The sequence below is a fragment of the Methylocella sp. genome, from assembly GCF_044226135.1.
Taxonomy (GTDB): Bacteria; Pseudomonadota; Alphaproteobacteria; order Rhizobiales; family Beijerinckiaceae; genus Methylocapsa.
The window spans coordinates 1-26,440 of record NZ_JBGAHM010000034.1 but is presented as its reverse complement, the minus strand read 5'-3'; the positions used below and the strand labels follow the sequence as shown (position 1 = coordinate 26,440).

The following is a 26,440-nucleotide window of genomic DNA, read 5'->3' as shown; positions in this document are numbered from 1 at the left end:
GACTGATGACGGCGATGAGCGTGCGAGGCGGCGGGACCGCAGGATCACGGTTTGCGGAGCAAGAGGCCGCCCCGCCCCGCTGCCTGTTTTTTCGCCGCGTCCGCCGCGCGCCTTTCCGCGCGCCTTTCCGTGCGCGTGATTTCATGGCTCGAGGTTTCATGGCCCGAGGTTTCATGGCCCCCGGTTTCATGGCCCTCGCTCTGGCGGCCCTGGCCCTGACGGGCCTGCCCGGCGCGTCTTCGTCCGCCCGCGCCGCGCCGGCCGGCGAGGCGGCGGGCCAGCCGGTCGGTCAGGTGAGCGGCCTGCCGATCCCGCGCTATGTCAGCCTCAAGTCGGACCGGGTCAATCTGCGCGAAGGCCCCTCGAAGGAGCATCGCACGAGCTGGGTGTTCCTGCGCGCCGGCCTGCCCGTCGAGATCACCGCCGAATTCGACGTCTGGCGCCGCATCCGCGACTCCGAGGGCTCGGAGGGCTGGGTGCTGCATTCGCTGCTGTCGGGGCGCCGCACGGCGCTGGTCACGCCCTGGAAGAAGGAAAAGGGCGTCGAGACGCGCGTCTATGACGCGCCGGGCGGGCATGGGGCGGTCAGGGCCATGCTTCAGCCCAACGTCATCGCCAACGTCAAGAGCTGCGACGGCGCCTGGTGCCGCGTCTGGGGCGAGGGCTTCAAGGGCTATGTCGCGGAGGGCGACCTCTGGGGCGTCTACCCCGGCGAGAAGATCGACTAGGACGCTCCCGCCCCGCGCCGGAGGCCCGGCGGCCCGGCGGCCCGGCGGCCCTCGCGAGGCGCCGTTCGGCCGCGCCGCCGCAAGGAACAGTTCGCGGCCCCGTGCGTTCGCCATGCGCAAAATCAAGGCATGGGATCGACTTATGGCCTCTTATGACATCGGACAGGACGGCGAGCGCGCGGCCGAGGCCGGCGCCCGGATGATCGACGCGGCCTCCGACAAGGCGGACGAGCTGAAGGGCCGCGCCGGCGAGAGGCTCGACGAGCTGAAGAGCGCCGCGGCTGAAAAATTCGAGTCGCTGCGCGACCGCGCCAGGGCCGGCGCCGCCGCCGCGGGCGAAACCGCCGGCGCGCTCGCCGGGCGCGCGGGCGACGTCGCCGAGGACGCCGGCGCGGCCGTGCGCGAGGTCGGCGGGCGGGCCTATGCGCAGGCGAGCTCAAGCCTCGCACGCCAGCCCGTCGTCGCCGTGCTGGCGGCGGCCGGGGTCGGCTATCTCATCGGCTATCTCGCGCACGCGCGGCGCTGACCGCCGGCGGGCCGACGCCTCCGCGCCGCCTCGCGATCAACGTCACCGGAGCTTCAAATGAACCGCGCCGTCTGTTCTTTCGCGCAGCTTCAGTCCGTCTGTCTCGAGACGCTCAGGCGCTGCCAGGGTTTTGAGGGAGTGAACGAAGTCCTTGTCCAGCCGCGCGAGACCTGCGGCGGCGCGGCCAACTGGACCGTCGCGGCGGTGCGGCCCCGCGTCGACAACAACTCCCTGCGCGCCGCGCGCGGGACGATCGACTTTCTGCAGAAGACCTATGCGCTCGACGAGGTCGAGGCGGCGCAGGCGGCGGCCCGCCGCAAGCGCGCGGCGCGCGTCTAGGGCCCGGCCGCCAGGCTGACCCTGTCGTCTGGCCGAAGTCGTCTGGCCGAAGCGGGCCGGGGCGGAGCGAAGCTTTCAATCTGTGAAGGAAATGTGATGCGGCCCCGCCCATGCGCGGGGCCGCGGGCCGTCTCGTCTCTGTCCAACGGCGCCGTTTCGGCTTATCCCTGTCGCTCGAAAGACGCAGCGAAGGGAAGCGGTTGACCTACAGCCAGATCTTGGGAACGGGCGCCTATGCGCCAAAGCGCGTCCTGACCAACCGCGACCTCGAGGCGCTTGTCGCCACGAGCGACGAATGGATCGTGTCGCGCACGGGCATCCGGGAGCGCCGCATCGCCGCCGAGGGCGAGGACACCTCCGACATGGCGGTGGTCGCCGCCCGCCACGCGCTGGCCATGGCCGGCTGCGCGCCCGAAGAGCTCGACATGATCATCGTCGGCACGATCTCGGCCGACATGCCCCTGCCCTCCTGCGCCGCGCTGGTGCAGGCGAAGCTCGGCGCGCGCAACGCCTTCGCCTTCGACGTCGCCGCCGCCTGCGCCGGCTCGCTCTACGGCCTCTCGATCGCCGACCGTTTCATCGCCACCGGCGGCGCGCGGCGCGCGCTGGTCATCGGCGCGGAGCTTTTAAGCCGCCTCGTCGACTGGACCGACCGCAACACCTGCGTGCTGTTCGGCGACGCCGCCGGAGCCATGGTGCTCGGCCCGACCGAGGATTCCGCGCGAGGGCTGCTCTCGATCCATCTGCACAGCGACGGCGCCGCCGCCGACATTCTGAACATTCCGGGCGGCGGCAGCCGCACCCCGCCCTCGGTCGACATGCTCGAACGCAAGCTCGACAAGGTGCACATGAACGGGCGCGAGGTCTATAAATACGCCCTGCGCGTGCTGCCGCTCGCCATCGAGGAGGCGCTGTCTGCGAACGGGCTCGGCGTCGGCGACATCGACCATGTGGTCTCGCACCAGGCCAATCTGCGCATCGTCGAGGCCGCGCTCGAGCGGCTCGGCGTGCCGATGGAGAAATGCTGGGTCAATCTCGACCGCTACGGCAACACCTCGAGCGCCTCGCTGCCGATCTCGCTCGACGAGGCCAATCGCGCCGGGCGGCTGAAACAGGGCGACCTCATCGCCATGATGGCGATCGGCGCCGGCATGGCCTGGGGGGCGGGGCTGATGCGCTGGTGACCCGCTAGAAAATCCCCCATTGCGAGAGCGCCAGCTTCGCCGCGACCGCAAGGCAGACGCCGGCGAGCATGGGCCGGATCAGCCGCGCGCCGTTCCTGATCGCCGCCCGCGCCCCGAGCCGCGCGCCGAAAAACTGCGCCGCGCCCATGGCGAGGCCGAGCCCCCAGACCACATGGCCCGTCGCCGCCAGCGCGGCCAGCGCGGCGACGTTCGAGGCGAAATTGGCGGCTTTGGTGCGCGCCGTGGCGGTCACCACGCCAAGCCCCAGAAGGCCGACGAAGCCCAGCATGTAAAATGAGCCGGCGCCCGGGCCGAACACGCCGTCATAAAAGCCGACCGCGGGAATAAAGCCGCAGAGGAACGCGCGGCGCGACAGGCGCGGCCGCGTCGGCGCGTCGGAGAGGCGCGGCGAAAGCACGAAATAGAGCGCGGCGAAGGCGAGCGCGAAAGGCAGGACCCGCGCCACCCATTCGACCGGCAGATGCGAGACGAGCAGCGCCCCGGCGACCGCGCCGGCGGCCGCCGCCAGCGCCACCGGCCTGGCCTCGTCCCAGCCGAGATGGCCGGCCCGCACGAAAGTGCGCATGGCCGAGCCGGAGCCGAAGGCGCTTTGCAGCTTGTTGGTGGCGAGCGCCGAGACCGGATCGAGCCCGGCGAGAGTCAGCGCCGGGACGGTGACGAGGCCGCCGCCGCCGGCGATGGCGTCGATGAAGCCCGCCCCGAAGGCGGCGGCGACGCAGAAGGCGAAAAGGGTTGGCGACATGAGGCCCGCACGAGCGCGCGGAAGGCGGCGCAAGACCGCGGCCTAGCCCGCCCGGCGCGCGCGATCAAGCGCGGCCTGGGGCCGAGCCGTGCGAAAGCCCGCTGCGACGCGCCGGGCTCAGTCGTCGTATTTCACATAGGCGAAGCGCGCGTCGGCCTCGGGCGTGCCTTCGAGCGCGCCGCCGGCCTTGCCGGGGCGCCAGCAGACCACCTCCTCGATCTTTTTCGCGAGTTCGAAATCCTTGTCGGTGATCCCCTTGGCGTGGTGGTTCTTGAGCTTGACCTCGACAAAGGCGTAAGAGGCGGCGACGTCGGGATGGTGCCAGGCGGCCTCGGCGAGATGGCCGACCGTGTTGATCACCATCAGCGTGCCCTTCCAGCCATGGGTCTTGTATTTGCGGCGGATCCAGCCGTTCTCGAGCCGCCAGCGCGGCAGTTCGGCCTTAAGCTTCTCCTCGACCTCGGCGTCGTCATAGACGCGCTCCTTCGTTTCGCTCATCGTCTTCCTCCCGTTTCGGGCGCGCCGCCGCGCCGGCGCCCGCGAATCTTCCCAAAGATATGCGCGGCCGCGCGGCGGCGCGCGGTTTTCTTTTGGCGCGATCTCGGCCATGGTCCGGCCTCCGTCAAAGGAGCCGGCCCGAACCTTGCCCGCCATTCTCTCCATCCGCGGCCTCGCCAAGACCTACGCCTCGGGCTTTTCGGCCCTGAAGGGCGTCGACCTCGACGTCAGGCGCGGCGAAATCTTCGCCCTGCTCGGCCCCAACGGCGCCGGCAAGACGACCCTGATCAACATCGTCTGCGGCATCGTCGAGCGCAGCGCGGGAACGGTGCTCGTCGACGGGCGCGACGCCAAGCGCGACTATCGCGCCGCGCGCCAGACGATCGGCCTCGTGCCGCAGGAGCTGTCGACCGACGCCTTCGAAAGCGTGCTCTCGACCGTGCGCTTCAGCCGCGGCCTCTACGGCTTCGCCCCCGACCCCGGGCTGATCGAAAAGATCTTGCGCGATCTTTCCCTGTGGGAGAAACGCGACGCGCGCATCCTCACGCTTTCGGGCGGCATGAAGCGGCGCGTGATGATCGCCAAGGCGCTGTCGCACGAGCCGCGGCTGCTGTTTCTCGACGAGCCGACCGCGGGCGTCGACGTCGAGCTGCGTCGCGACATGTGGGCCATGGTGCGCGCGCTGCGCGACGCCGGCGTCACCATCATCCTGACCACCCATTACATCGAGGAGGCCGAGGAGATGGCCGACCGCGTCGGCGTCATCCGCCGCGGCGAACTGATCCTCGTCGAGGAGAAGGCGGCGCTGATGCGGCGCTTCGGCCGCAAGCGCCTCGTGCTCACGCTCAGCGAGCCGGTCCTGAGCCTGCCGGCCGCCCTCGCGGGCTTCGGCCTCGAGCTCGCGCCTGACGGGCGCGCGCTCTCGGGCGAATTCTCGCCCGACCCGAAGGACTGCGCGAAGATGGGCGGCGCGAGCGCGCTTGTGCGGGCGATCGCCGAGTCGGGCCTGCCCGTCGCCGACCTCGAGACGCGGCAGAATTCGCTCGAGGACATTTTCGTGAGCCTCGTGAGGGACGCATGAACGTTCACGCCATCGTCGCCATCTTCCGCTTCGAAGCGGCGCGCGCGCTGCGCACGGCGCTGCAGAGCGTCGTCTCGCCGGTGCTGTCGACGGCGCTCTATTTCGTGGTGTTCGGCGGCGCGCTCGGCGCGCATATGGCCGAGATCGACGGCGTCGCCTACGGCGCCTTCATCACGCCGGGGCTGATCCTGTCGTCCGTGCTCGCGCTCAGCGTCGCCAACGCCTCGTTCGGCATCTATTTCCCGCGCTTTTCCGGCACGATCTACGAGATCCTGTCGGCGCCGGTCTCGTCCTTCGAGATCGTCTGCGGCTATGTCGGCGCGGCGGCGGCCAAGGCCGTCGTCGTCGGGCTCATCATCCTCGTCACGGCGCGCCTTTTCGTCGCCTTCGAGATCGCCCATCCGGCGCTGATGCTCTTCTTCCTGGCGCTGACGGCGGTCGCCTTCAGCCTGTTCGGCTTCCTGATCGGTCTCGTCGCCAACAGTTTCGAGCAGCTCCAGCTCGCGCCCATGCTGCTGATCACGCCTTTGACCTTCCTCGGCGGCGTGTTCTATTCGATCGACATGCTGCCGCCGTTCTGGCGCGCGGCCTCGCTTGCGAACCCGATCGTCTATCTCGTCTCGGGCTTTCGCTGGAGCTTCTTCGGCCGCTCCGACGTCGGCGTCGGCGTGAGCCTCGTCATGACCGCGGTCTTTCTCGTCCTTTGCCTTGGCGCGATCGCCTGGATCTTTCGCGCCGGCTACCGGCTGCGCGCCTGAGGAGCGCCATGAACCGCCGCCTCGGCCTCGTCATCCTCGCGCCGCTGGCGCTGCTTGCGGGCGCGCTGACCGGCGTCGTCTGCGCGCTGTTCCGCCTGACGCTCGAATCGCTCGGCGCCTGGCGCGACGCCCTTGCGCTCGGCTGGGAGGGGCCGGCCTGGCGCGGCGCGCTGCTGTTTGCGGCGGCGGCCGCGGCCGCCTGCGCCGCCGCCGCGGCCCTCGTCAAAAGGCTCTCCCCCGACGCCAACGGCAGCGGCATCCCCCATGTCGAGGCGGTGCTCGTCGGTCAGGCCGCGCCGGCCAGGATCCTGCTGCTTCCGGTCAAGTTCGTCGGCGGCGCGCTCGCCATCGGGGCGGGCCTCGCGCTCGGCCGCGAGGGGCCCTGCGTGCAGATGGGGGCGACGGTCGCGCATATTTTCGGCGGCCTGCTGCGGCGCGGCGACGCCGAGCGGCGCATCCTGCTCGCGGCGGGGGCCGGCGCGGGGGTCGCCGCGGCCTTCGACGCGCCGCTCGCGGGCGCGGTGTTCGTGCTCGAGGAGCTGTTGCGCCGGCTTGAGCTGCGCAGCGTCGTCGCCGCCCTCGGCGCCTCGACGAGCGCCATTCTCGTCTCCCACGCGATCCTCGGCGAGCGGTCCGAATTCATCATCCCGCATCTGCCGCCGCCGGGTTTGTTCGTCACCGCCGCCTGCCTCAGCCTCGGCGTCGTCGCCGGCCTGCTCGGCGTCGTCAACAACCGGCTGATTCTCGGCGCGCTCGACGTCGCCGACGCCGTGCGCCTGCCGGCGGAGCTGCGCGCCGGGATCGTCGGCGCCTGCGTCGGCGCGCTCGCCTTCGCCGCGCCGCCCCTCGTCGGCGGCGGCGTCGGCCTCGCCCAGGACGCGCTGACCGGCGCGCCGGCGCTCTCGATTCTGTTCGCGGCGCTGGCGCTGCGGCTGCTGCTCGGCGCGGCGTCCTATGCGGCCGGCACGCCCGGCGGCCTGTTCGCGCCGCTGCTCGCGGTCGGGACTCTGGCCGGCGCCCTGTTCGGCCGGCTCGTCGACCCTGCCGCGGGGGCGTCGGCGCCCTTCTATCCGCTGGTCGCCATGGCCGCGCTGTTCGCCGCCATGGTGCGCGCGCCGCTCACCGGCGTCATTCTCGTGACCGAAATGACCGACTCCTCGGCCGCGCTCCTGCCCATGGCCGCCGCCTGCTTCAGCGCCATGGGCGTCGCGGCGCTGCTCGGCGACGCGCCGATCTACGACGCCCTGCGCATGCGCGGCCGCCGCCCGGCGCCGGCCGCAGGCGGGCTCACCCCGCCCCAGCCAGGGACAGAGCGATGAAGCCGGCGCTCGCGAGCGCCATGGCCGCGGCGGCGGTCCAGCCGGCGATCCTGAGCGGCCAGGGCAGGACGAATTCGCCCATGATCTTGGGGTTGTCGGCGACGAGCAGCATCGCCGTCATGATCGGCGCGGCGAGAAGCCCGTTGAGCACGGCGCTCCAGTAGAGCGCCTTGATCGGGTCGACCCCAAGGAAATCGAGCGCGAGGCCCGCGAGCGTGGCGACGACGATGACGCCATAGAAGGCGCGCGCGTCCCTGAGCTTGCGGTCGAGCCCTTCCACCCAGTCGAACGTCTCGCAGACGGCGTAGGCGGCCGAGCCCGCGAGCACCGGAACGGCGAGAAGCCCCGTGCCGATGATCCCGAAGGCGAACACCGCGAAGGCGAGATCGCCGGCGACGGGGCGCAGCGCCTCGGCCGCCTGCGCCGAGGTCTCGATGTCGGTCACGCCTTTCGCGTGCAGCGTCGCCGCCGCGGCCAGCACGATGAACCATGAGATGAGGTTCGACAGGCCCATGCCGACCCAGGTGTCGACCTCGATCCGCGCCAGCTCGCCCGGGCCGCCTTTCGGCGTCACATAGAGCGGCTGGGTCTGGCGCCGCTCCTGCTCCTCGACCTCCTGCGCCGCCTGCCAGAAGAACAGATAGGGGCTGATGGTGGTGCCGAGCACGGCGAGCAGAGCCATCGCCTGCGCCGAATCGGAAAGGTCGATCGAGGGAACGAGCGCGCCGCGCAGGGCTTCGCCCCAGGGGACCGACGCCAGAAAGGCGACGACCACATAGGAGAACAGGGTCAGCGTGAGCCATTTGAGCACCGCCGCGTAGCGCGCATAGCTCATGAACACCTGAAGCGTCACGCACAGCCCGGCGAGGCCCGCCGTATAGACGAGCGCCGGCCCGCCGACGAGAAGCTGCGTCGCCGCGCCCATGGCGCCAAGGTCGGCGCCGAGATTGACGACATTGGCGACGAGCAGCGTCAGCACCGCGGCGCGCAGCAGCCAGCGCGGATAATGCAGGCGCAGGTTGCGGGCGATGCCGTCGCCCGTCACCGCGCCGATGCGCCCGGCGATGGCCTGCGTCACCGCCATCAGCGGATAGCTGAACAGGAGAATCCAGGAGAGCTGAAAGCCGAATTGCGCGCCGACCTGGCTATAGGTCGCGACGCCGCTCGGATCGTCGTCGGCGGCGCCCGTGACGAGGCCCGGCCCGAGCGCGCCGAGGATGCGGCGCGGCAGGCTGCGTTTCGGCTCCGGCGCGGCGCGGGCGTCTGCGGAGGCGTCTCCCGGAGCGTCTTCAGGAGCGTCGAGCGAGGATGACATGGCCGGGCTTTCGGATCGGGCCCGGAGCCGTGTCGCTCAGGCGCGCCGCGACGATAGGCGAAAAGCCGCGCTCCGCCCTTCACAAAAGCGCGGGAGGGCGTTTCGCCGGGGCGCCCGACGCGGGGCTTGCGTCGTCGCGGCCCGCCGTCACCGCTCGGGCGCGAGAAAATTCGCGCGCGCCGCCGCGTCGGGGGCGAGGGTCTTCATGTCCGATTCGTCCTTGAGCGCCACGCCCGAAAGCCTGCGCCGCCGCGCTTCGGTCAGAAGATAGAGCAGGCGATGCGCGGCGGCCTCGAAGGAGAGGCCCTGCGGCCGCACGTTGGAGATGCAGTTGCGCGCCTCGTCGGTCAGCCCGACGCGCGGCGCGAAGGTGAGATAGAGGCCGAGGCTGTCGGGCGAGGAGAGCCCCGGCCGCTCGCCGATGAGCATCACCACGATGTCGGCGCCCAGAATCTCGCCGATCTCGTCGCCGACGGCGACGCGGCCCTCCTCGACGAGCGCCACCGGGGCGACGCGCCAGCCCTGCGCCAGCAGCGGCGCGCGAACGGCTTCGAGCATCGCCGCGGCGTGGTCGTTGACCGCCCGCGCCGACAGCCCGTCGGCGACGACGAAGGCGACGTCGAAGCCGCGCGCGCCATGCTGGGCGAGGGCGGCGAGTTTTTCACGCGAGGCGGCGTCGAGCCGGCGGCCGAGGTCGGGGCGCTGCAGATAGACGGCGCGGGTTTCGGCGGCGCTGCGCAGCGGCGCGACCGGCCAGCCCGCCGCCTCGAGCGCGGCGAAGAGCCCCTCGCGGTCGAGCGGCAGATGCACCGCGTCGCGCGCCAGCGCATGGGCGAGCTGGAAGTCGAGCAGCGGCCGCGTCGGCAGGCTGACGCCCGAGCGCCCGAGCGCGATGCGCGCCGGCGTGTAGCGGCGCAGCCGCTCCCAGGGGTTGTCGACGACGAGCCGGCTCATGACGCGATCCGGGCGAGCGCCGGCCTGAACGGCGCGGCGAGCTCCTCGCGCGGGCGCCCGTCCGGCGCGAACACGCCCATGCGCATGAGCCAGTCCTCGAATTCGGGCGCCGGCCGCAGGCCCAGGACCTCGCGCGCATAGAGCGCGTCATGGAAGGAGGTGGTCTGGTAGTTCAGCATCACGTCGTCCGAGCCCGGAATGCCCATGATGAAATTGCATCCGGCCGCGCCGAGCAGGGTCAGGAGCATGTCCATGTCGTCCTGGTCGGCCTCGGCGTGGTTGGTGTAGCAGATGTCGCAGCCCATCGGCAGGCCGAGCAGCTTGGCGCAGAAATGGTCTTCGAGCCCGGCGCGGATGATCTCCTTGCCGTCATAGAGATATTCCGGCCCGATGAAGCCGACCACGGTGTTGACGAGCAGCGGCGAGAACGCGCGGGCGACGGCGTAGGCGCGCGCCTCGCAGGTCTGCTGGTCGACGCCGTGATGCGCGCCGGCCGAGAGCGCCGAGCCCTGTCCGGTCTCGAAATACATCACGTCGTCGCCGACCGTGCCGCGCTTCAGCGACAGCGCCGCCTCGCGGCCCTCCTTCAGCACGGCGAGATCGACGCCGAAGGAGCGGTTCGCAGCCTCGGTGCCGGCGATCGACTGGAACACGAGGTCGACCGGCGCCCCGCGCGAGATCGCCTCGATCGAGGTTGTCACATGGGTCAGCACGCAGGACTGGGTCGGGATCTCATAGGTCTCGATCACCGAGCCCAGCATGTCGAGCAGCGCGCAGACGGCCGAGACGTTGTCGGTCGCCGGATTGATGCCGATGACCGCGTCGCCCGAGCCATAAAGGAGCCCGTCGAGCACGCTCGCCGCGACGCCCGCCGGATCGTCGGTCGGATGGTTCGGCTGGAGCCGCGTCGACAGCCGCTTCTCGAGGCCGAGCGTGTTGCGGAACCTCGTCACGACGCGGCGCTTGCGCGCGACGAGGATCAGGTCCTGCAGCCGCATGATCTTCGAGACGGCGGCGGCCATCTCGGGGGTCAGGCCGGGCGCGAGCGCCGCGAGCGCCGCGCCGTCGGCCTCCTCCCCCAGAAGCCAGTTGCGGAAGTCGCCGACGGTCAGCGAGGCGACCGGGGCGAAGGCCGCGGCGTCGTGGCCGTCGCAGATCAGCCGCGTCACCTCGTCGTCCTCATAGGGGACGACGGCGGTCTTCAGGAAGTCGGCGAGCGGAACGTCGGCGAGCGCCATCTGCGCGGCGACGCGCTCGGTCGCGTCCTCGGCCGCGACGCCGGCGAGACGGTCGCCGGAGCGTGCGGGGCTCGCCTTGGCGAGCAGGGTCTTGAGGTCGGAAAAGCGGTAGGTCCGCCCTCCGACGCCATGCGCGTAAGCCATCGGCCTCGCTCCTTTCAGGTCAGGGCTTCAGCCCTTCGGCGCTCAACTCGTCCGGCGTCTCGATCAGCGTGTCGATCGGCGCCTCCTCGCGCCGGCGCGCGGTCGACAGGAAGTACAGATAGCCGACGCCGAGGATGGCGCAGAAGATGACGAAGATCAGGAAGTTATAATAGATCATCGCCACGAGGCAGACGAGCGCGCCAAACAGCGCGAAGGCCGGGAACACGGGATAGAAGGGCGCGCGATAGGGCCGCGCCATGTTGGGTTCGGCGCGGCGCAGCCGGAACAGGCTCGCCATGCTGACGATATACATCACGATGGCGCCGAACACCGACATGGTCACGATGTTGGCGGTGAGCGGCTGCCCGCCGATGACCAGCAGATTGTCGCTGAAGATGGCGAAGATGCCGACCGCGCCGCCGGCGAGGATGGCGAAGACCGGCGTCTTGAAGCGCGGATGCACATAGGCGAGCGCGCGCGGCAGGTAGCCCGCCCGCGCCTGCGCGAAGATCTGGCGCGAATAGCCGATGATGATGCCGTGGAAGGAGGCGACGAGGCCGAACAGGCCGAGCGCCACCAGCATGTGCAGCCAGCCGCTCGAATCGCCGACGACATATTTCATCGCCTCGGGCAGCGGGTCGTTGATGTTGGCGAGCCGCGTCCAGTCGCCGGCGGCGCCGGCGAACAGCATCACGCCGATCGCCAGCGCGACGAGGGTCAGGATGCCCGTGGTGTAGGCGATCGGGATCGAGCGCTTGGGGTCTTTCGCCTCCTCGGCGGCCATGGCGACGCCCTCGATCGCGAGGAAGAACCAGATGGCGAAGGGGATCGCCGCGAAGATGCCGGCGAAGGCCCCGAACGAGAATTCGTCCGACCCCGACCAGCCGCCCTTGACGAAATTGGCGATCGAGAAGCCGGGGCTGACGACGCCCATGAACACGAGCAGCTCGAAGATGGCGAGCAGCGTCACCACCAGTTCGAAGGTCGCGGCGATCTCGACGCCGACGATGTTGAGCCCCATGAACACGAGATAGGCGCCAAGCGCCGCGATCTTGGGATCGAGCGCCGGAAACTGCACGTTGAGATAGGCGCCGATGGCGAGCGAGATCGCCGGCGGCGCGAACACGAATTCGATCAGCGTGGCGACGCCGGCGATATAGCCGCCGGTCGGCCCGAAGGCGTGGCGCGCATAGGCGAACGGCCCGCCGGCGTGCGGGATCGAGGTCGTGAGCTCGGTGAAGCTGAAGATGAAGGTGGCGTACATCAGGGCGACGAACACCGTCGTCACCGCGAAGCCGAGCGTGCCGGCGCTGGCCCAGCCGTAGCTCCAGCCGAAATATTCGCCCGAAATGACGAGGCCGACGGCGATCGCCCACAGCTGCAGGGTCGACAGCGTCTGCTTGAGTTCGTGATGCGTCACGACGCCGACATGATGTCCAGGCTGTTCTTCCATCCCCGCCCCCTTGCGTGGCCGGCCGCGGCTGCGGTCGGGCTTGAGCTTCCATGCAAGAAAAATTCCCGCGCAGAAACTCGACTATACGCCCATTCCGGGCGCGTTAAGCGTCCATCAAGCATCCGGGCGAAAAAAGCCGCGATTTTCACCAATCCGATAAGATTTCGCCCGCAGGCTTGCGATCTGCCCGGAGCCGCAAGCTTCAGGCGCCCGACATGCGGGACAAGGCATGCGGGGCAAGGCATGCGCGACGAGGCATGCGCGACAAGGCTTGTGACGCCGCAAGGCTAAGATCAGCCACAATTGCGCAGTCTTAATGCGAGTTAAGAATTTTGGCGGGCAGCGCCTGTTAAGCGAAATTTGGATAAGTCGAGGGGTCGGAAGCATGAGCGAGCCAGCATCCAAGCGCCAGCCGCTGATCGATCTTTACGAGTTCGAGCGGCGCATGCGCGCGGCGCTTCCCGAAAGCGGCGCCGCGGCGGCCGAAGCCGCGGCGCATGACCGGGCCCCGGCCGACGAGGTGATCTCGGCCGAGGGCGGGCCGTTCGCGCCGGCGATCGGCGGCGACTTCGCCGAGATCGAGGCCGCGCTGCTGCGCGCCGCCGATGAGCGCGCGGCCGACCCCGAGGCCCTGCTCTTTCCCGACCTTCGCGCGAGCCGCGACGAGGACGCCGAAGACGCTTTCGCCGCCGCGCCCTTCGCCATGTCCGACGCGGACCGCGACGACGACGCGCCGGGGCTCGGCCTCGCGGCCTTCCTGAAGCCCGACGCCTTCGACGGCCCGGTGCTGCCAAAGCCCGCGCCCGACCATTTCGTCTTCGTCGACGACGCCGCCGTCGAGGCCGGCCTGTTCGAGGAAGAGAAGCGTTCGCGCCGCCCGCTCTATGTGATGGCCGTCGTGGCCATCGCCGGCGCCGCCGGCATGATCGCGACCACCGCCTTCCGCCAGACGCCGACCGAAGCTCCCGCCCTGATCGAGGCCGCGTCGGTCGCGCCGCAGATCGTCCCCGCGCCGGCCGCGTCCGAGCCGCAGCAGCATGCCGCCGCCCTGTCCGAGACGCCCGCCGCCGCGCCGGAGGCCGCGACCGCCATGACCGCGCCCGTCATGGCCGCGCTCCCCGGGTCGAGCCTGCTCGCCCCGCCGCCCTATGGCGCGCCGGGCGCGCAGCCCGTCGCCGCCATGCCGGCCGTTCCTGAGCCGAAGCTCGTGAAGACCGCCGTCGTGCGTCCGGACGGCGCGCTGGCGAAGCCGCATGTCGCGGCCGTCCAGGATCACGCAGTTCAGGATCACGCAGTTCAGGACCACGCCGTCCAGACCCGCGCCGCCGAAGCCGACGCCGCCAGACCCGAGACGGCGAAGCCGGTCGTCGCCAAAGCCGAAGTCGTGAAGCCCGTCGCCGCAAAGCCCGCGCCGAAAACCCTCGCCGTGCTGCCGCCGCAGCGTCCGGGCGAGATCGCGGCCGAGCCCGCCGGCGAGCGTCCCGCCGCCGAAAAGCCGACGCGGGCCGCAAAAGCCCGCGACGCGGCGAAGGCCCGCGCCGCGCAGGCTGCGCCCGCCGCCGCGCCGGCCCAGCAGGACATCGCGGCGGCCCAGCCGCAGGCGGCGCCGGTCGAAGCCGCCGCGCCCCCCGCGCCCAAGCCCTCGCCGCTCGCCTTCGTCGACACCGCGGTCAATTCGATCACCGGCGCGACGAGCAAGATCATCGACTGGGGCCGTTCGGCCGCCAATCTCGCGCATAACTGAGTTTTTCGCGCCAGGCGTTCCGCTCCTCCGGGCAAGACGCTTCCCGCAAACTGCGGCCGGGCCTTTGGCCCGGCCTTTTTTGTGCGCCGCCGCCCCCTCTCTCCCTCATGTTCCGCCACGCCGGCCCCGCACGCCGGCCCCGCCCGGCGCGGCGATCCGTCGCGGGCGCGCTTAAGCCCTTTGTCGTAGGACGGGACGCGTTTTGTTGCGGCGCAAAAAGCCGCGCGCCCTCCGGGAGAAATGCCCCGTCTTTCAAACGGCGCCAGAACGGCGGGCGGCGTCGCGGGTCCGGACTCCGGCTTTCGCTGGACGACGCCGCGCTCTAGAATTGATCCTGATCAATTGCCGCAGCGCCAAAGGAGACCCGACATGAGCAAGATGGATCCGCCCGGCGTCAAACCCTATGACGGACCGGCCGGCGGATGGGGCGCGCTGAAAGCGGTGGCCAAGGCGATCAGGGAGCAGACCGCCGTCGCCTCGGACGTGCGGGCGCTGCTCAAGGCTAACCAGCCGATGGGCTTCGACTGTCCCGGCTGCGCCTGGCCCGACCCCAACCATCGCTCCTCCTTCGAATTCTGCGAGAACGGCGCGAAGGCGGTCGCCTGGGAGGCGACGGCGCGCCGCGCGCCGCCCGAATTTTTCGCGCGGCATTCCGTTTCGGAGCTTTGGGGCTGGTCGGACTATGAGCTCGAAAATCAGGGCCGGCTGACCCATCCGATGGCCTATGACGCGGCGTCGGACCGCTATGTGGCGATCTCGTGGGAGGAGGCGTTCGCGCGGGCGGGGGCGGCGCTGCGCGCCCTGCCCGACCCGAACATGGCCGATTTCTACACGTCCGGCCGGGCCTCGAACGAGGCCGCCTTCCTTTATCAGCTGTTCGTGCGCGAATTCGGCGTCAACAATTTTCCCGACTGCTCCAACATGTGCCACGAGGCGACGAGCGTCGGCCTGCCCGAATCGATCGGCGTCGGCAAGGGGACGGTGACGCTCGAGGATTTCGACCATTGCGACGCGATCATTTGCATCGGCCATAATCCCGGCACCAACCATCCGCGCATGCTCGCCACGCTGCGCGAGGCGGCCAAGCGCAAGGTCCCGATCATCGTCTTCAACCCGCTGCGCGAGCGCGGCCTCGAGCGCTTCGCCTCGCCGCAGGACCCGTTCGAGATGATCGCCCTGCGCTCGACCGAGATCGCCTCCTCCTATTGCCAGGTGAAGGTCGGCGGCGACCTCGCCCTGCTCAAGGGCCTGATGAAGGCCGTGCTCGCGCTCGACGCCGCCGACCTCGCCCGCGGCGGCGCGGGCGTGCTCGACCGCGCGTTCATCGCCGCCCACACCGAGGGCCTCGACGCGCTCACGGCCGATCTCGCGGACGTCAGCTGGGCCGACGTCGAGAGCCAGTCGGGCCTTTCACGCGCCGAGATCGAGGCCGCGGCCGGCGTCTACGCCAAAGCCGAGCGCGTCATCGTCTGCTACGGCATGGGGATCACGCAGCATCTCAACGGCGTCGCCAACGTCCAGCACCTCGCCAGTCTTCTGCTCCTGCGCGGCAACATCGGCCGCGAGGGCGCTGGCGTCTGCCCGCTGCGCGGCCATTCCAACGTCCAGGGCGACCGCACCGTCGGCGTCACCGAAATCCCGACCGAGGCCTTTCTGGCGAGGCTCGACGCCGCCTTCGGCATCTCGTCTCCAAGAGCCAAGGGCAACAACGCGGTCGAGACCATCGAGGCGATCCGCGACGGCCGCTCGAAAGCCGTCGTCTGCCTTGGCGGCAATCTCGCCGTGGCCATGCCCGACCCGGAGACGACCTTCGCCGCCCTGCGCACGCTCGATCTCGCCGTGCATGTCGCGACCAAGCTCAACCGCAGCCATCTCATCCTCGCGAAGGAGAACATTTTGCTTCCCTGCCTCGGGCGCACCGAGATCGACATGCAGGCGTCGGGGCCGCAATGCGTGACCGTCGAGGATTCGATGTCGATGGTGCACGCCTCGCGCGGCGGGCTGACGCCGGCCTCCGAACATCTGCGCTCCGAGCCCGCGATCGTCGCGGGCCTCGCCCGGGCGACGCTGCCGCGCAGCAAGATCGACTGGGAGGGCCTCGTCGCCGATTATTCGCGCATCCGCGACAAGATCGAGGAGGTTTTTCCCGAATTCTTCGACTTCAACGCCCGCATCCTGAAGCCCGGCGGCTTCCGCCTGCATGTCGCGGCCTCGGAGCGCGAATGGCGCACGCCCTCCGGCAAGGCGCAGTTCATCGTGACGCCGGGGCTCGGCGAGGCGGCGCGGACCGCGCCCGACACGCTGCTGCTCGCCACCATCCGCAGCCATGACCAGTACAACACCACCATCTACAGCCTCGACGACCGCTATCGCGGCGTGACCGGGCGGCGCGACGTGGTGTTCGTCAACGCCGACGATCTCGCCGAGCGCGGCCTCGCCCATGGCGATCTCGTCGACCTCGAGGCCGCGTCGGCCGAGGGCCGCGCGCTGCGCGGCGTGACCGCCGTCGCCTTTCCGATCGCGCGGGGGTCGGTCGCGGCCTATTACCCTGAGGCGAACGGGCTCATCGCCCTCTCGGCCTATGACCACAAGAGCGGCACGCCGGCCTATAAATCCGCGCCGGTGCGCCTCAAGGCGCACGCCTGAGGTTTTCCCGCAGGATCTGTCGAACGCCCTGCGGGGCTTGTCGAACGCCCTGCGGGGCTTGTCGAACGCCCTGCGGGGCTTGCCTTTTGGCCGCAAAGGGGAGAAGCCGTCCGGCTTTCCCGTCTTGAGGCCGGACCGTGTTGACGCCAGACGCAGCGATTGAGCCGACCGAAACGCCGCTCTGGCGCCAGCGCGGGATGCGCCTCTTCATCGGCGTGCGCCTCGCGCTCATCGTCTCGATGCAGATGCAGAACGTGGCGGTCGGCTGGTCGCTCTATGTGCTCACCAACGATCCGATGAGCCTTGGCGTCGCCGGCCTCGTCGAGTTCGTTCCCTCGATCCTGTTCATGCTGTGGACGGGCGCCGCCGCCGACCGGCTCGACCGGCGCAGGCTCGTCGCGGGAAGCGCCGTGGCGCTGGCCCTCGCCTCGCTCGCGCTGATGGCGGTCGTTCTGTCGCCTGCGCCGCGCGTCGGCCTGGTCTATCTCATTCTTTTCGTGATCGGCTCGGCGCGGGCCTTCGCCCTGCCGGCGCTCGCCGCGCTGCTGCCCAATCTCGTGACGCCCGCCGAGCTGACGCGCGCCGTGGCGCTCACCTCGTCCTCGCTGCAGGCGGCGATCATCGTCGGGCCGGCGATCGGCGGCGCGCTGCTCGCCTTCAACGAGACGGCGCTGTTCGCGCTCGCGGCGCTGCTCAACCTCGCGGCCGCGCTGATGGCGCTCGGCGTGCGCCCGCGCCCGCAGGCCGGACACGCGCAGGCGAAGCGCGAGGGCGCGGCCGAAAAGGGCCTCTCCGCCCTGCTCGGCGGCTTCGCCTTCGTGCGCGCCGACCGGCTGCTGCTCGGCGCGATCTCGCTCGACCTGTTCGCCGTGCTGTTTGGCGGGGTGACGGCGCTGCTGCCGATTTTCGCGCGCGACATTCTGGCGGCGGGGCCGATCGGGCTCGGCGCGCTGCGCGCCTGCCCGGCGGTCGGCGCCATCGTCATGGGGATCTTTCTGTCGCGGCGCCCGCTGAGGCGCGCCATCGGGCCGATTCTCTTCGCCTCCGTCGCCGGCTATGGCGCGGCGACCCTCCTGTTCGCGCTGTCGAACGTCCTCTGGCTTTCAGCCTTCGCCATGGTCCTCGTCGGCGGCTTCGACATGCTGAGCATGGTGATCCGCATGAGCGTCGTGCAGCTTGGCGCGCCGGACGCCATGCGCGGGCGCGTCAACGCCATCAATTACGTGTTCATCAGCGCCTCGAACCATCTCGGCGAGTTCGAATCGAGCCTCATCGCGTCCTTCGCCGGCGCGCGGGGCGCGGCCCTGTTCGGCGGCGCGGCGGCGCTCGCCGTCACGGCGCTGTGGAGCCGGCTGTTCCCCGAGCTTTACGCCGCCGACCGCATGCCCGAAGAAAAACGCGCCGAGGAAAAGCGCGCGGAAGAAAAACGTGCGGAGGAAAAACGTGCGGATGAGAAACACGCCTAGGAAGGCGCCGCTTATTGCGGCGCTCAAAACTCTACAATTCTTGTGGAAGGGCGTCTAAATAAGCCAGACTCCCCTCAAGCCGCCGACCGGAGGGCGCGCCATGAATCCGTTCAAGACCAGGACGCCCGCTTCCGCCGAGATCGTCAACTGGACTCTCGCCCCGATCGTCGCCGAGCTGCGCGAAAAACGCGTCAAGGACCGCGAGGGTCGCGGCGTCTCCGTCAAGCTGCCCTCGCGCAAGGCGCTCGCCCGCGTCATGGAGGGTTTCGGCGCGATCCTCTATCCGCTGCGCCTCGGCCATTGCGAGCTGACGCCCGAAGGCGTCGATTTCTTCATCGGCCATACGCTCGACCTGACGCTCACCGCCCTTTTGAAGCAGGTGCGGCTCGAATTCGCCTTCAGCAACCCCGAGGCCGCGGCGCTCGAGTCCGCCGCCGAACTCGCCGTTCCGGCGGTGTCGGCGCTGGCGAAGGAGCTGCCGAAAATCCGCGCCCTGCTCGACACCGACATTCGCGCGGCCTATGCGGGCGATCCGGCGGCGCGCTCGATCGACGAGGTGCTGATCTGCTATCCGGGCGTCGTCGCCGTCATGCACCACCGCATCGCCCATGAGCTCTACAAGCTCGGCGCGCCGCTCGTCGCGCGCATGATCTCCGAGATCGCCCATTCGCAGACCGGCGTCGACATCCACCCCGGCGCGACCGTCGACGAAAGCTTCTTCATCGACCACGGCACCGGCGTCGTCATCGGCGAGACCGCGGTCATCGGCCGGAACGTGCGCATCTACCAGGCCGTGACGCTCGGCGCGAAGCGCTTCGAGACCGACGCCGCCGGAAATCTCGTCAAGGGCGGCGCGCGCCACCCGATCGTCGAGGACGACGTCGTGATCTACGCCGGCGCGACCATTCTCGGCCGCGTCACCATCGGGCGCGGCTCCTCGATCGGCGGCAATGTCTGGCTGACCCGCTCCGTGCCGCCGGGCAGCTTCATCTCGCAGGCGCAGGCGCGCAGCGAACAGTTCCACGACGGCGCGGGCATCTGAGCGCGCTCCATGGAAAGACCTCTCCCGCGTCGATGCTGAACGCGCCATGCTGAACGCGCCATGCTGAACGCGCCATGCTGAACGCGCTTGGCGTCGTCCTGCCGATCTTCGCCCTGATCGGCGCGGGCTTCGCGGCGCGCCGTCTCGACTGGCTCGGGCCGCAGGCTTCGAGCGAGCTGAACCGCTTCGTCGTGTTTCTCGCCCTGCCGGCGCTCCTGTTCGACATCATGGCGACGGCGCAGGCGCGGGACATCTGGCGGCCCGACTTCCTCGCGGCCTTCGGCCTCGCCGTGTCGCTCGTCTTCGTCGCGGCCTTCGCCGCGCGCCGGCGCGCCGGGCGCCCGCTCGCCGACGCCGCGCTCGACGGGCTCGGCGCGGCCTATGGCAACACCGGCTATGTCGGCATTCCGCTCTGCCTCATCGCGCTCGGGCCGCAGGCGCGCGCCCCCGCCGTGCTGGCGACGCTCTACACCGCCTGCGCGCTGTTTGGCGGGGCGATCGCCCTGATCGAGGCCGGACTCCAGGGCGAAAGACGGCCGCTGCGGCTCGCCGCGAAGGTTCTGGCGTCGCTGGCCAGAAATCCGCTCGTCGTCGCGCCGGCGGCGGGCCTCGCGCTCAACGCCGCAAGCCTTTCGCCGCCGGCGCAGGTCGAGGCCGCGATCCATCTTCTGGGCCAGGCGGCCTCGCCTTGCGCGCTGGTCGCGCTCGGGCTGTTTTTCGCCGGGCGCTCAAAAAAACCCACGCCGGGCGCGAGCGGCGCGGCGCTGCTGATCGCGCTGAAGCTCGTCGCCGCGCCGGCGCTCGCGCTCGCCTTTTCGCGCGTCTTCGGGCTCGACGCCTTCATGACCCGCGCCTGCGTCGTCATGGCGGCGCTGCCGACCGGCACCGGCGCCTTCATGCTCGCCGAATATTACCGGCGCGAGGCCGAACTCGCCTCGCAGGTCGTGCTGGTCTCGACCGGCCTGTCGATCTTGACGATTTCCGCCTATCTCGCATTCTCTGCGTGAGCGCGCCCGCAAAGAGGCCGCGCACGGGGAAACGCCATGGGCAGGGTCGTCGCGGCGAGCGCTTACAGCGGCGGACGCAAGATCAAGGACATCAGCATCGAGGAAAGCGGCGCCTGGGCCGCGCGCGCGGAGCATTTCGTGTGGATCGGCATCGAGGCGCCGAGCGAAGCCGAACTGCGCCAGCTGCAGAAGCAGTTCAGCCTGCATGAGCTTGCGCTCGAGGACGCGCTCAAGGCGCACCAGCGCCCCAAGGTCGAGACCTATGGCGACACCACGTTTCTCGTGCTGCGCACGGCCTTCCTGATCGACGGCCATGTGTCGCTCGGCGAGACCGAGATGTTCGTCGGCTCGGGCTATGTCATCACCGTGCGCCACGGCGCCTCGGCCCCTTACGCCCGCGTGCGCCAATGCGCCGAGGCGACGCCAAAGCAGCTTTCGCATGGCGAGGATTATGTCGTCTACGCGCTGGTCGATTTCATCGTGGACAATTATCTTTTGGTCGTCGAGCGACTCGCCGACGAAGTCGAGGCGCTCGAAGAACATGTGCTCGAGCCGATCGACGAGGCGCGCGTCGCGCGCATCTACGAGCTGCGGCGCGAATTGCAGAAGCTGAGGCTCGTCGCCGCGCCCGCCGTCGACGTGTGCCGGCGGCTGGAGCATACCGAGCTGCCCGGCATCGATTCGGAATTCAGGCCCTATTTCCGCGACGTCGGCGACCATGTGAACCGCGCGCTGGAGCAGATCGACGCGCTGCGCGAAATGCTCGGCTTCGCCTTCGAGGCCGGCCTTCTGATGGAATCCTCGCGCCAGGGCGCGATCGGGCGCAGGCTGACCGGCTGGGCGGCGATCCTCGCCGTGCCGACGGCCATCGCCGGCGTCTATGGCATGAATTTCGAGTTCATGCCGGAGCTGCACTGGCGGTACGGCTATTTCGCCGTGCTGGCCGTGATCGCCGCGGCGTGCTTCTATCTGTTCCTGCGCTTCCGGCGGGCCGGCTGGATCTGATTCGGCGCGGCCCGGCCGAGGCGCGCCGGCGCGACGCACGGGCGGACATCATGAGCGAAAACACGCAAGAGGCGAAAAAGCCCACATTCAAGGCGCGCGCGCTCGAGGAGCTGCGCAGGTTCGCCGAGATATTTCTGTATGTCTGGGTGATCCTGAGCCTGTTCGCGCTGCACAAGTTCATGCTGCTTCCCAACACGCGGCTCGGGCTCGACCTCGGCTTCGCGCTCCTCAACGCGCTGATTCTCTCCAAGATCATCCTCATTGGAGAGGATCTGCGTTTCGACCAGAAGTTCGAGGACGCCGCGCCCTTTTATGCGGTGCTTTACCGCTCGGGCCTTTTCGCGATTCTCCTGATCGCGCTGAGCATCCTCGAGGACGCCGTTCCCGCCCTGTGGCGCGGCGAGAGCTTCATGAGCGCGGTGAAGCATCTCGGCGACGGACGCGTGGGCGGCGTCGTCATCGCCGCTCTGATCCTGTTCGTCGCCCTGATCCCCTTCTTCTCGTTCAAGGAGATCGCCGCCGCCATGGGTCCGCAGAAGCTGCGCCGGACGCTGTTCGAGCCGCGGACGAAGAAGGTTTCGCCGGCCGGATGAGCGGGGCGGGGCTCCCCGCCCCGCCTCGTCAGGCGTTGAACTCGCGCCCCGCGGTCACTTCCCTGACAAAACCGGCCCGGATCGAGAAATCCCCGAAATGCTCGCCGGGCCGGCGCTCGCTGGCGTAGCGCGCGGCGACCTGCGAGATCGCCTCCAGAATCGCCTCCTCGCCGACATTTTCGAGATACATTTTATTGAGCCGCTGACCCCAGAAGCCGCCGCCGAAATAGAGGTTGTATTTGCCGGGCGCGCGGCCCGTCAGGGCGATCTCGGCCACATAGGGCCGCGCGCAGCCATTGGGGCAGCCGGTCATGCGGATGGTGATCGGCTCCTGCGCGAGCCCGTTCGCCGCGAGAATTTTTTCGATCCTGGTCACGAGCTCGGGCAGATAGCGCTCGCTCTCGGCCATGGCGAGGCTGCAGGTCGGCAGCGCCACGCAGGCCATGGCGTTGAGCCGCAGCGGGCTCTGGTCGTTGCGTCCGTCGAGCCCGTACGCTTCAAGGACGGCGGCGATCTTCGCCTTCCCGGCCGCAGGAATGTCGGCGATCACGACATTCTGGTTCGGCGTCAGGCGGAAGCTTCCCTCATGGATCTCGGCCACGGCGCGCAGGCCGTCGAGCAGGCGCAGCCCCTCGCGGTTGACGATGCGCCCGTTCTCGACGAACAGCGTGAAATGCCAGCGCCCGTCCTCGCCCCTGGTCCAGCCATAGGCGTCGCCGTTCGAGACGAAGTCGAACGGCTTCGGCGCTTCGAGCGCAAAGCCCAGCCGGCGCTCGACCTCGGCGCGCACGAAATCGAGGCCGAGGTCGTCGACCGTATATTTGAAACGGGCGTGCGCCCGCGTCTTGCGGTCGCCGTAGTCGCGCTGCAGGCCGACCACGGCGTCGGTCGCCGCCAGAATCCTGTCCCGCGGCACGAAGCCCAGAACGTCGCCGAGACGCGGATAGGTTTCGGGCGCCGAATCGGTCCGCCCCATGCCGCCGCCGACGGTGACGTTATAGCCCGCAAGCTCGCCCTTCTCGACGATGGCGATGAAGCCGAGGTCCTGGGTGTAGACGTCGACGTCGTTATGGGGCGGGATGACGAGGCCGATCTTGAACTTGCGCGGCAGATATTGCCTGCCGAGAAAGGGCTCCTCGGGCTCGGAGGTCGCGACGCGCGCCTCGCCCCACCAGATCTCGTGATAGGCGCGCATGTTCGGCAGGGCGTGCTCGCTCACCGCGCTCGCGTCGGCATAGACCTGCGCATGCAGCGTCGAGAGCGCGGGGTTGACCGAGCTCATGACGCCGCGCACCACGTCGCCGCAGGCGGCGATGGTGTCGACCAGAACCTCATGCAGGCCGCGGATGGTCGCCTTGAGGTCGTTCTTCAGCACCCAGTGGAACTGGAACGTCTGGCGCGTCGTCGCGCGCAGGGACGCATTTCCATAGGCGCGCGCAAGCTCGTCGATCTTGCGCCATTGCGCCGGCGTGACGACCCCGCCCGGCAGGCGCAGGCGGATCAGGAAGGAATAGGCCGGCTCAAGCTTCTGGCGGCGGCGCTCGTCGCGCAGGTCGCGGTCGTCCTGCACATAAATGCCGTGGAACTTCATGAGCTTGGGGTTGTGCTCGCCCGACACCATGCCGGTGATGGCGTCGAGCAGGCCCTCGTCGATGGTCCCGCGCAGCTGGTCCGAGCGGACCTTCATCGTCTCGTCGGGCGACAGGTTTTCGAGCGGCTGCGAGATGTCGCGGCTGCGGTCGGGCTGCGGCAGATCCTTGGTCATGGCTTCATCTTTCAGGGCGCGGCGGCGGCGTCGGGCCGGTCCGCCGGGGCGCGTCGGAAACGGGTCGCCTCACGCGGGCTAGGCTCAATAGACGTCGCGCTGGTAGCGATGCGCGTCGGCGAGCCCGCGCAGATAGTCCTGCGCCGCCTCGCGCGAGCGCCCGCCGTGCGAGACGACGATCTCGACCAGCGCCTCATGCACGTCGGGGGCGAGCTTCGCGGCGTCGCCGCAGACATAGACATGGGCGCCCTCCTCGAGCCAGGCGTAGAGGTCGCGCCCCTGCTCGCGCATCCTGTGCTGCACATAGGCCTTGCCCCAGCGGTCGCGCGAGAAGGCGACCTCCATGCGCGTCAGAAGCCCTTCCTTCAGAAGACGCTGCCATTCGAGCTGGTAGAGGAAGTCGGTCCCGAAATTGCGCTCGCCGAAGAACAGCCACGACTTGCCCGAAGCGCCCGTCTCCTCGCGCTCCTGCATGAAGGCGCGGAACGGCGCGACGCCCGTGCCCGCGCCGATCATGACGATGGGCGTCTCCGCGGCCGGCAGGCGGAAATGCGGATTGGCCTGCACATAGACGGGCAGGCGCGCGTCGGGCGCGAGCCGCGCCAGAAAGCCAGAGGCCACGCCCGTGCGCGGCTCGCCATGGAGCGCGTAGCGCACGGTCGAGACGGTGAGATGGACTTCCCCGGGATTGGCCCTGAGGCTTGAGGCGATGGAGTAGAGCCGCGGCTGCAGCGGGCGCAGGCCGGCCGCGAAATCCTCGGCCGCGACGCCCTTGACCGGAAAGGCGCGCACGACGTCGACGACATGGTTCGCGCGCATGAACGCGGCGCGGGCCGGGGCCGCCTCCTCGCCCAGCAGCGCCTTCAGCGGCGCGGCGCCCGAAAGCCCGGCCCAATGCTCGATGAAGCGCGGCGTCAGGGCGCAGATCTCGAATTTTTCGGAGAGCGCGAGCCCGAACGGAACGGTCTCGTCCTTGAACGTGAACAGCCGCCTGGCGTCGAGGCCGAGCGCGCCCGTGAGCGCGTCGACGGCGGCCGGGTCGTTGCGCGGCGTCAGGCCCAGCGCGTCGCCGGGCTCATAGGCGAGGCCCGAACCGTCGAGCGAAATCTCGACATGCCGCGTCTCCTTGCTGGAGCCGCGCCCGGTCAGGACGAGATTGTCGACCACGCTGGCCGAAAACGGATTGCGCCGGTCATGCGCCGTCGCCTGCGGGGCCGCGCCGCGCGCGGCGGCGGCCGCCACGGCCGGGAGCGCCTCGCCGGCCGGGCGGCCGGCGACGGCGAGATGGGCGAGCGTCGCGGCGGTCCAGGCGGCGGCGGCCTCGTCATAATCGACGTCGCAGTCGACGCGCGGCGCAAGGCGCGTCGCGCCGAGCGCCTCGAAGCGCTGGTCGAGGCGCTTGCCGGCCTCGCAGAATTTCTCATAGGTCGAATCGCCGAGCGCCAGCACGGCGAAGCGCAGCCCCTCGAGCCGCGGCGCCTTGCGCCCCTCGACGAATTCGAAGAAGCCCGCGGCCGGCTGCGGCGGGTCGCCCTCGCCATAGGTCGAGACGACGACGAGAAGATCTTCCTCTTCGGCCAGCGCGCGCGGCTTGTAGCCGGCCATGTCGGCGAGCGCGGCGGAGAGCCCCAGCGCCTGCGCCTCGGCGAAGGCGGCCTTCGCCAGCGTCGCGCTGTTGCCGGTCTCGGTGCCGTAGAGAATCGTGAGCCGGCGCGGCGCGCCGACAGGCGTCGCGGCCGGCGTCCCGGCAGGCGCCGCGACGTCGCCGGCCGCGGCCCGCGCGCTTTCGATCCCGGCGAAGAAACCCGACAGCCACAGCGCCTGGCGCGAGGTGAGCGAGGCGGCGAGCGCGTCGACCTTCGCCCATTGCTCCTCGCTCATCAGGCCGGGGCCCGGAAGCTGCGCGGGATCAACGGGCTTCACGAACCGGCGCCCAATTTAACGTATTCATATTGTAATTTCTCATATTTAGCAGAATTTTCATGTTCGTTTTACCGGCGCGCGCGCGTTCCGGCAAGCCGGTCCTCGCAAAAGAGGCGTGTTCAGAACGATTAAAGAAGAGGCGCGCGCGGCGCAATCGCGCCGGGCATAAGAGCGTCGGCGCGCTTGTCAAGGCGGACCCGGTTCGTTAATCTCAAAACGCTCACGAGCCGTTTCATCTGCGCCAAAATAGAAACGTTTTCAACGATCTGCGCCGCGCGTCGCGCGATTCGCGCCCCGTTTCCGCACATTGCCCAATAACAAGGGCGCGCAACGTCGCGCCGCCAATCCGGGGGGACGCCATGTGGCGCCAAGTCTATGATCCGTTCGGCAACATGGCCCTGTCGACGGCGGTCGCCTGTCTGCCGATCGTCACGCTGCTCGGGCTTATCGCCTTCACCAAGATCAAGGCCCATGTCGCCGCCCTGCTGGCGCTGGCCGTCGCCTTCGTCGTCGCCGTGTTCGGCTTCACCATGCCGGCCGACATGGCCGCGCGGGCGACCTTCCTTGGCGCGCTGACCGGCCTGTTCCCGATCGGCTGGATCGTCCTCAACGTCATCTTCCTGCATCGCCTGACCGTCGAGAACGGCTCCTTCGCGGTGCTGCAGCGCTCGATCGCCGGCATCACCAACGACCGCCGGCTTCAGCTTCTGCTCGTGGCCTTCTGCTTCGGCGCCTTCTTCGAGGGCGCGGCGGGCTTCGGCACGCCGGTCGCCGTCACCGGCGCGATCCTGATCGGCCTCGGCTTCTCGCCGCTCGCGGCTTCAGGCCTTTCGCTCATCGCCAACACCGCGCCCGTCGCCTATGGCGCGCTCGGCACGCCGATCGTGGTGCTCGGCCAGGTGACCGGCATGGACCCGGTGGCGCTCGGCGCCATGGTCGGCCGCCAGCT

The 26,440-nt window shown here is 69.8% G+C and carries 23 protein-coding genes; 15 read left to right on the top strand and 8 right to left on the bottom strand.

The window, feature by feature from the left end:
* Window positions 1–188 precede the first annotated feature (188 nt).
* The 4 genes from ACILRB_RS12975 to ACILRB_RS12960 all read left to right on the top strand — a co-directional run bounded on the left by ACILRB_RS12975 (window position 189) and on the right by ACILRB_RS12960 (window position 2,777).
* Entirely contained in the window at window positions 189–728 is a 540-nt protein-coding gene (locus ACILRB_RS12975) for an SH3 domain-containing protein (RefSeq protein ID WP_395666713.1), read from the top strand.
* 142 nt (window positions 729–870) lie between these two features.
* The gene (locus ACILRB_RS12970) at window positions 871–1,254 is read left to right on the top strand and encodes a hypothetical protein (RefSeq protein ID WP_395666712.1); all 384 of its coding nucleotides are present in this window, start codon (window positions 871–873) and stop codon (window positions 1,252–1,254) included.
* 57 nt (window positions 1,255–1,311) lie between these two features.
* Window positions 1,312–1,593, top strand: a complete 282-nt coding sequence (locus tag ACILRB_RS12965) for a hypothetical protein (protein ID WP_395666711.1) — start codon at window positions 1,312–1,314, stop codon at window positions 1,591–1,593.
* A gap of 200 nt (window positions 1,594–1,793) precedes the next feature.
* The gene (locus tag ACILRB_RS12960; protein WP_395666710.1) at window positions 1,794–2,777 is read left to right on the top strand and encodes a beta-ketoacyl-ACP synthase III; all 984 of its coding nucleotides are present in this window, start codon (window positions 1,794–1,796) and stop codon (window positions 2,775–2,777) included.
* 4 nt (window positions 2,778–2,781) lie between these two features.
* Here ACILRB_RS12960 and ACILRB_RS12955 read toward each other — a convergent pair whose 3' ends face one another.
* Window positions 2,782–3,540 (bottom strand): TSUP family transporter, encoded by a 759-nt coding sequence (locus tag ACILRB_RS12955; RefSeq protein WP_395666709.1) that lies wholly within the window; start codon window positions 3,538–3,540, stop codon window positions 2,782–2,784.
* Between the two features lie 117 nt (window positions 3,541–3,657).
* Complete coding sequence (locus ACILRB_RS12950) at window positions 3,658–4,038, bottom strand: 4a-hydroxytetrahydrobiopterin dehydratase (RefSeq protein WP_395666708.1); 381 nt, start codon at window positions 4,036–4,038, stop codon at window positions 3,658–3,660.
* A gap of 145 nt (window positions 4,039–4,183) precedes the next feature.
* Here ACILRB_RS12950 and ACILRB_RS12945 point away from each other — a divergent pair, with 145 nt between their 5' ends.
* The 3 genes from ACILRB_RS12945 to ACILRB_RS12935 are packed head-to-tail and all read left to right on the top strand — an operon-like array spanning window position 4,184 to window position 7,196.
* On the top strand, window positions 4,184–5,119 hold the full coding sequence (locus tag ACILRB_RS12945) for an ABC transporter ATP-binding protein (protein ID WP_395666707.1): 936 nt from the start codon (window positions 4,184–4,186) through the stop codon (window positions 5,117–5,119).
* Window positions 5,116–5,877 (top strand): ABC transporter permease, encoded by a 762-nt coding sequence (locus tag ACILRB_RS12940; protein ID WP_395666706.1) that lies wholly within the window; start codon window positions 5,116–5,118, stop codon window positions 5,875–5,877. The genes ACILRB_RS12945 and ACILRB_RS12940 overlap by 4 nt, the downstream gene beginning before the upstream one ends.
* Before the next feature lie 8 nt (window positions 5,878–5,885).
* Window positions 5,886–7,196 carry a chloride channel protein gene (locus tag ACILRB_RS12935; protein ID WP_395666705.1) on the top strand — a complete coding sequence of 437 codons (1,311 nt, stop codon included), beginning with the start codon at window positions 5,886–5,888 and terminating at the stop codon, window positions 7,194–7,196.
* Here ACILRB_RS12935 and ACILRB_RS12930 read toward each other — a convergent pair.
* From ACILRB_RS12930 to eat, 4 genes are all read right to left on the bottom strand, one after another.
* Window positions 7,165–8,511, bottom strand: a complete 1,347-nt coding sequence (locus tag ACILRB_RS12930; RefSeq protein WP_395666704.1) for an NRAMP family divalent metal transporter — start codon at window positions 8,509–8,511, stop codon at window positions 7,165–7,167. The genes ACILRB_RS12935 and ACILRB_RS12930 overlap by 32 nt on opposite strands.
* Before the next feature lie 147 nt (window positions 8,512–8,658).
* A complete protein-coding gene (gene eutC, locus ACILRB_RS12925) occupies window positions 8,659–9,465 on the bottom strand; it encodes an ethanolamine ammonia-lyase subunit EutC (protein WP_395666703.1) in 807 nt (268 codons plus the stop codon).
* Window positions 9,462–10,847 carry an ethanolamine ammonia-lyase subunit EutB gene (locus ACILRB_RS12920; RefSeq protein WP_395666702.1) on the bottom strand — a complete coding sequence of 462 codons (1,386 nt, stop codon included), beginning with the start codon at window positions 10,845–10,847 and terminating at the stop codon, window positions 9,462–9,464. Before ACILRB_RS12920 ends, eutC begins: the two co-directional genes overlap by 4 nt.
* 19 nt (window positions 10,848–10,866) lie before the next feature.
* Window positions 10,867–12,300, bottom strand: a complete 1,434-nt coding sequence (eat, locus tag ACILRB_RS12915) for an ethanolamine permease (RefSeq protein ID WP_395666701.1) — start codon at window positions 12,298–12,300, stop codon at window positions 10,867–10,869.
* 385 nt (window positions 12,301–12,685) lie between these two features.
* Here eat and ACILRB_RS12910 point away from each other — a divergent pair, with 385 nt between their 5' ends.
* From ACILRB_RS12910 to ACILRB_RS12880, 7 genes are all read left to right on the top strand, one after another.
* A complete protein-coding gene (locus ACILRB_RS12910) occupies window positions 12,686–14,044 on the top strand; it encodes a hypothetical protein (RefSeq protein ID WP_395666700.1) in 1,359 nt (452 codons plus the stop codon).
* A 369-nt stretch (window positions 14,045–14,413) separates the two neighbouring features.
* The gene (locus ACILRB_RS12905; RefSeq protein WP_395666699.1) at window positions 14,414–16,690 is read left to right on the top strand and encodes an FdhF/YdeP family oxidoreductase; all 2,277 of its coding nucleotides are present in this window, start codon (window positions 14,414–14,416) and stop codon (window positions 16,688–16,690) included.
* A gap of 197 nt (window positions 16,691–16,887) precedes the next feature.
* Entirely contained in the window at window positions 16,888–18,156 is a 1,269-nt protein-coding gene (locus ACILRB_RS12900) for an MFS transporter (protein ID WP_395666698.1), read from the top strand.
* A gap of 100 nt (window positions 18,157–18,256) precedes the next feature.
* Window positions 18,257–19,198 carry a serine O-acetyltransferase EpsC gene (gene epsC, locus ACILRB_RS12895; RefSeq protein ID WP_395666697.1) on the top strand — a complete coding sequence of 314 codons (942 nt, stop codon included), beginning with the start codon at window positions 18,257–18,259 and terminating at the stop codon, window positions 19,196–19,198.
* A gap of 74 nt (window positions 19,199–19,272) precedes the next feature.
* Entirely contained in the window at window positions 19,273–20,205 is a 933-nt protein-coding gene (locus ACILRB_RS12890) for an AEC family transporter (RefSeq protein ID WP_395666696.1), read from the top strand.
* Window positions 20,206–20,241: 36 nt separating this feature from the next.
* On the top strand, window positions 20,242–21,210 hold the full coding sequence (gene corA / locus ACILRB_RS12885; protein ID WP_395666695.1) for a magnesium/cobalt transporter CorA: 969 nt from the start codon (window positions 20,242–20,244) through the stop codon (window positions 21,208–21,210).
* 50 nt (window positions 21,211–21,260) lie between these two features.
* Window positions 21,261–21,803 (top strand): hypothetical protein, encoded by a 543-nt coding sequence (locus ACILRB_RS12880; RefSeq protein ID WP_395666694.1) that lies wholly within the window; start codon window positions 21,261–21,263, stop codon window positions 21,801–21,803.
* Window positions 21,804–21,831: 28 nt separating this feature from the next.
* Here ACILRB_RS12880 and cysI read toward each other — a convergent pair whose 3' ends face one another.
* Window positions 21,832–23,568, bottom strand: coding sequence for an assimilatory sulfite reductase (NADPH) hemoprotein subunit (gene cysI / locus ACILRB_RS12875; RefSeq protein ID WP_395666693.1), 1,737 nt, complete (start codon window positions 23,566–23,568; stop codon window positions 21,832–21,834).
* An 84-nt stretch (window positions 23,569–23,652) separates the two neighbouring features.
* A complete protein-coding gene (locus tag ACILRB_RS12870; protein WP_395666692.1) occupies window positions 23,653–25,491 on the bottom strand; it encodes an assimilatory sulfite reductase (NADPH) flavoprotein subunit in 1,839 nt (612 codons plus the stop codon).
* Between the two features lie 359 nt (window positions 25,492–25,850).
* Between ACILRB_RS12870 and ACILRB_RS12865 the strand changes: the two genes are divergently transcribed.
* The coding region (locus tag ACILRB_RS12865) for an L-lactate permease (protein ID WP_395666691.1) at window positions 25,851–26,440 on the top strand (590 nt) is incomplete at its 3' end.

Excerpts from the sequence above, each read along its gene's own strand:
- ACILRB_RS12975 (WP_395666713.1), top strand. The coding sequence starts at position 189 with ATGGCCCTCGCTCTGGCGGCCCTGGCCCTGACGGGCCTGCCCGGCGCG.
- ACILRB_RS12970 (WP_395666712.1), top strand. The coding sequence starts at position 871 with ATGGCCTCTTATGACATCGGACAGGACGGCGAGCGCGCGGCCGAGGCC.
- ACILRB_RS12965 (WP_395666711.1), top strand. The coding sequence starts at position 1,312 with ATGAACCGCGCCGTCTGTTCTTTCGCGCAGCTTCAGTCCGTCTGTCTC.
- ACILRB_RS12955 (WP_395666709.1), bottom strand. The coding sequence starts at position 3,540 with ATGTCGCCAACCCTTTTCGCCTTCTGCGTCGCCGCCGCCTTCGGGGCG.
- ACILRB_RS12950 (WP_395666708.1), bottom strand. The coding sequence starts at position 4,038 with ATGAGCGAAACGAAGGAGCGCGTCTATGACGACGCCGAGGTCGAGGAG.
- ACILRB_RS12940 (WP_395666706.1), top strand. The coding sequence starts at position 5,116 with ATGAACGTTCACGCCATCGTCGCCATCTTCCGCTTCGAAGCGGCGCGC.
- ACILRB_RS12935 (WP_395666705.1), top strand. The coding sequence starts at position 5,886 with ATGAACCGCCGCCTCGGCCTCGTCATCCTCGCGCCGCTGGCGCTGCTT.
- ACILRB_RS12930 (WP_395666704.1), bottom strand. The coding sequence starts at position 8,511 with ATGTCATCCTCGCTCGACGCTCCTGAAGACGCTCCGGGAGACGCCTCC.
- eutC (WP_395666703.1), bottom strand. The coding sequence starts at position 9,465 with ATGAGCCGGCTCGTCGTCGACAACCCCTGGGAGCGGCTGCGCCGCTAC.
- ACILRB_RS12920 (WP_395666702.1), bottom strand. The coding sequence starts at position 10,847 with ATGGCTTACGCGCATGGCGTCGGAGGGCGGACCTACCGCTTTTCCGAC.
- eat (WP_395666701.1), bottom strand. The coding sequence starts at position 12,300 with ATGGAAGAACAGCCTGGACATCATGTCGGCGTCGTGACGCATCACGAA.
- ACILRB_RS12910 (WP_395666700.1), top strand. The coding sequence starts at position 12,686 with ATGAGCGAGCCAGCATCCAAGCGCCAGCCGCTGATCGATCTTTACGAG.
- ACILRB_RS12905 (WP_395666699.1), top strand. The coding sequence starts at position 14,414 with ATGAGCAAGATGGATCCGCCCGGCGTCAAACCCTATGACGGACCGGCC.
- ACILRB_RS12900 (WP_395666698.1), top strand. The coding sequence starts at position 16,888 with ATGCGCCTCTTCATCGGCGTGCGCCTCGCGCTCATCGTCTCGATGCAG.
- epsC (WP_395666697.1), top strand. The coding sequence starts at position 18,257 with ATGAATCCGTTCAAGACCAGGACGCCCGCTTCCGCCGAGATCGTCAAC.
- ACILRB_RS12890 (WP_395666696.1), top strand. The coding sequence starts at position 19,273 with ATGCTGAACGCGCTTGGCGTCGTCCTGCCGATCTTCGCCCTGATCGGC.
- corA (WP_395666695.1), top strand. The coding sequence starts at position 20,242 with ATGGGCAGGGTCGTCGCGGCGAGCGCTTACAGCGGCGGACGCAAGATC.
- ACILRB_RS12880 (WP_395666694.1), top strand. The coding sequence starts at position 21,261 with ATGAGCGAAAACACGCAAGAGGCGAAAAAGCCCACATTCAAGGCGCGC.
- cysI (WP_395666693.1), bottom strand. The coding sequence starts at position 23,568 with ATGACCAAGGATCTGCCGCAGCCCGACCGCAGCCGCGACATCTCGCAG.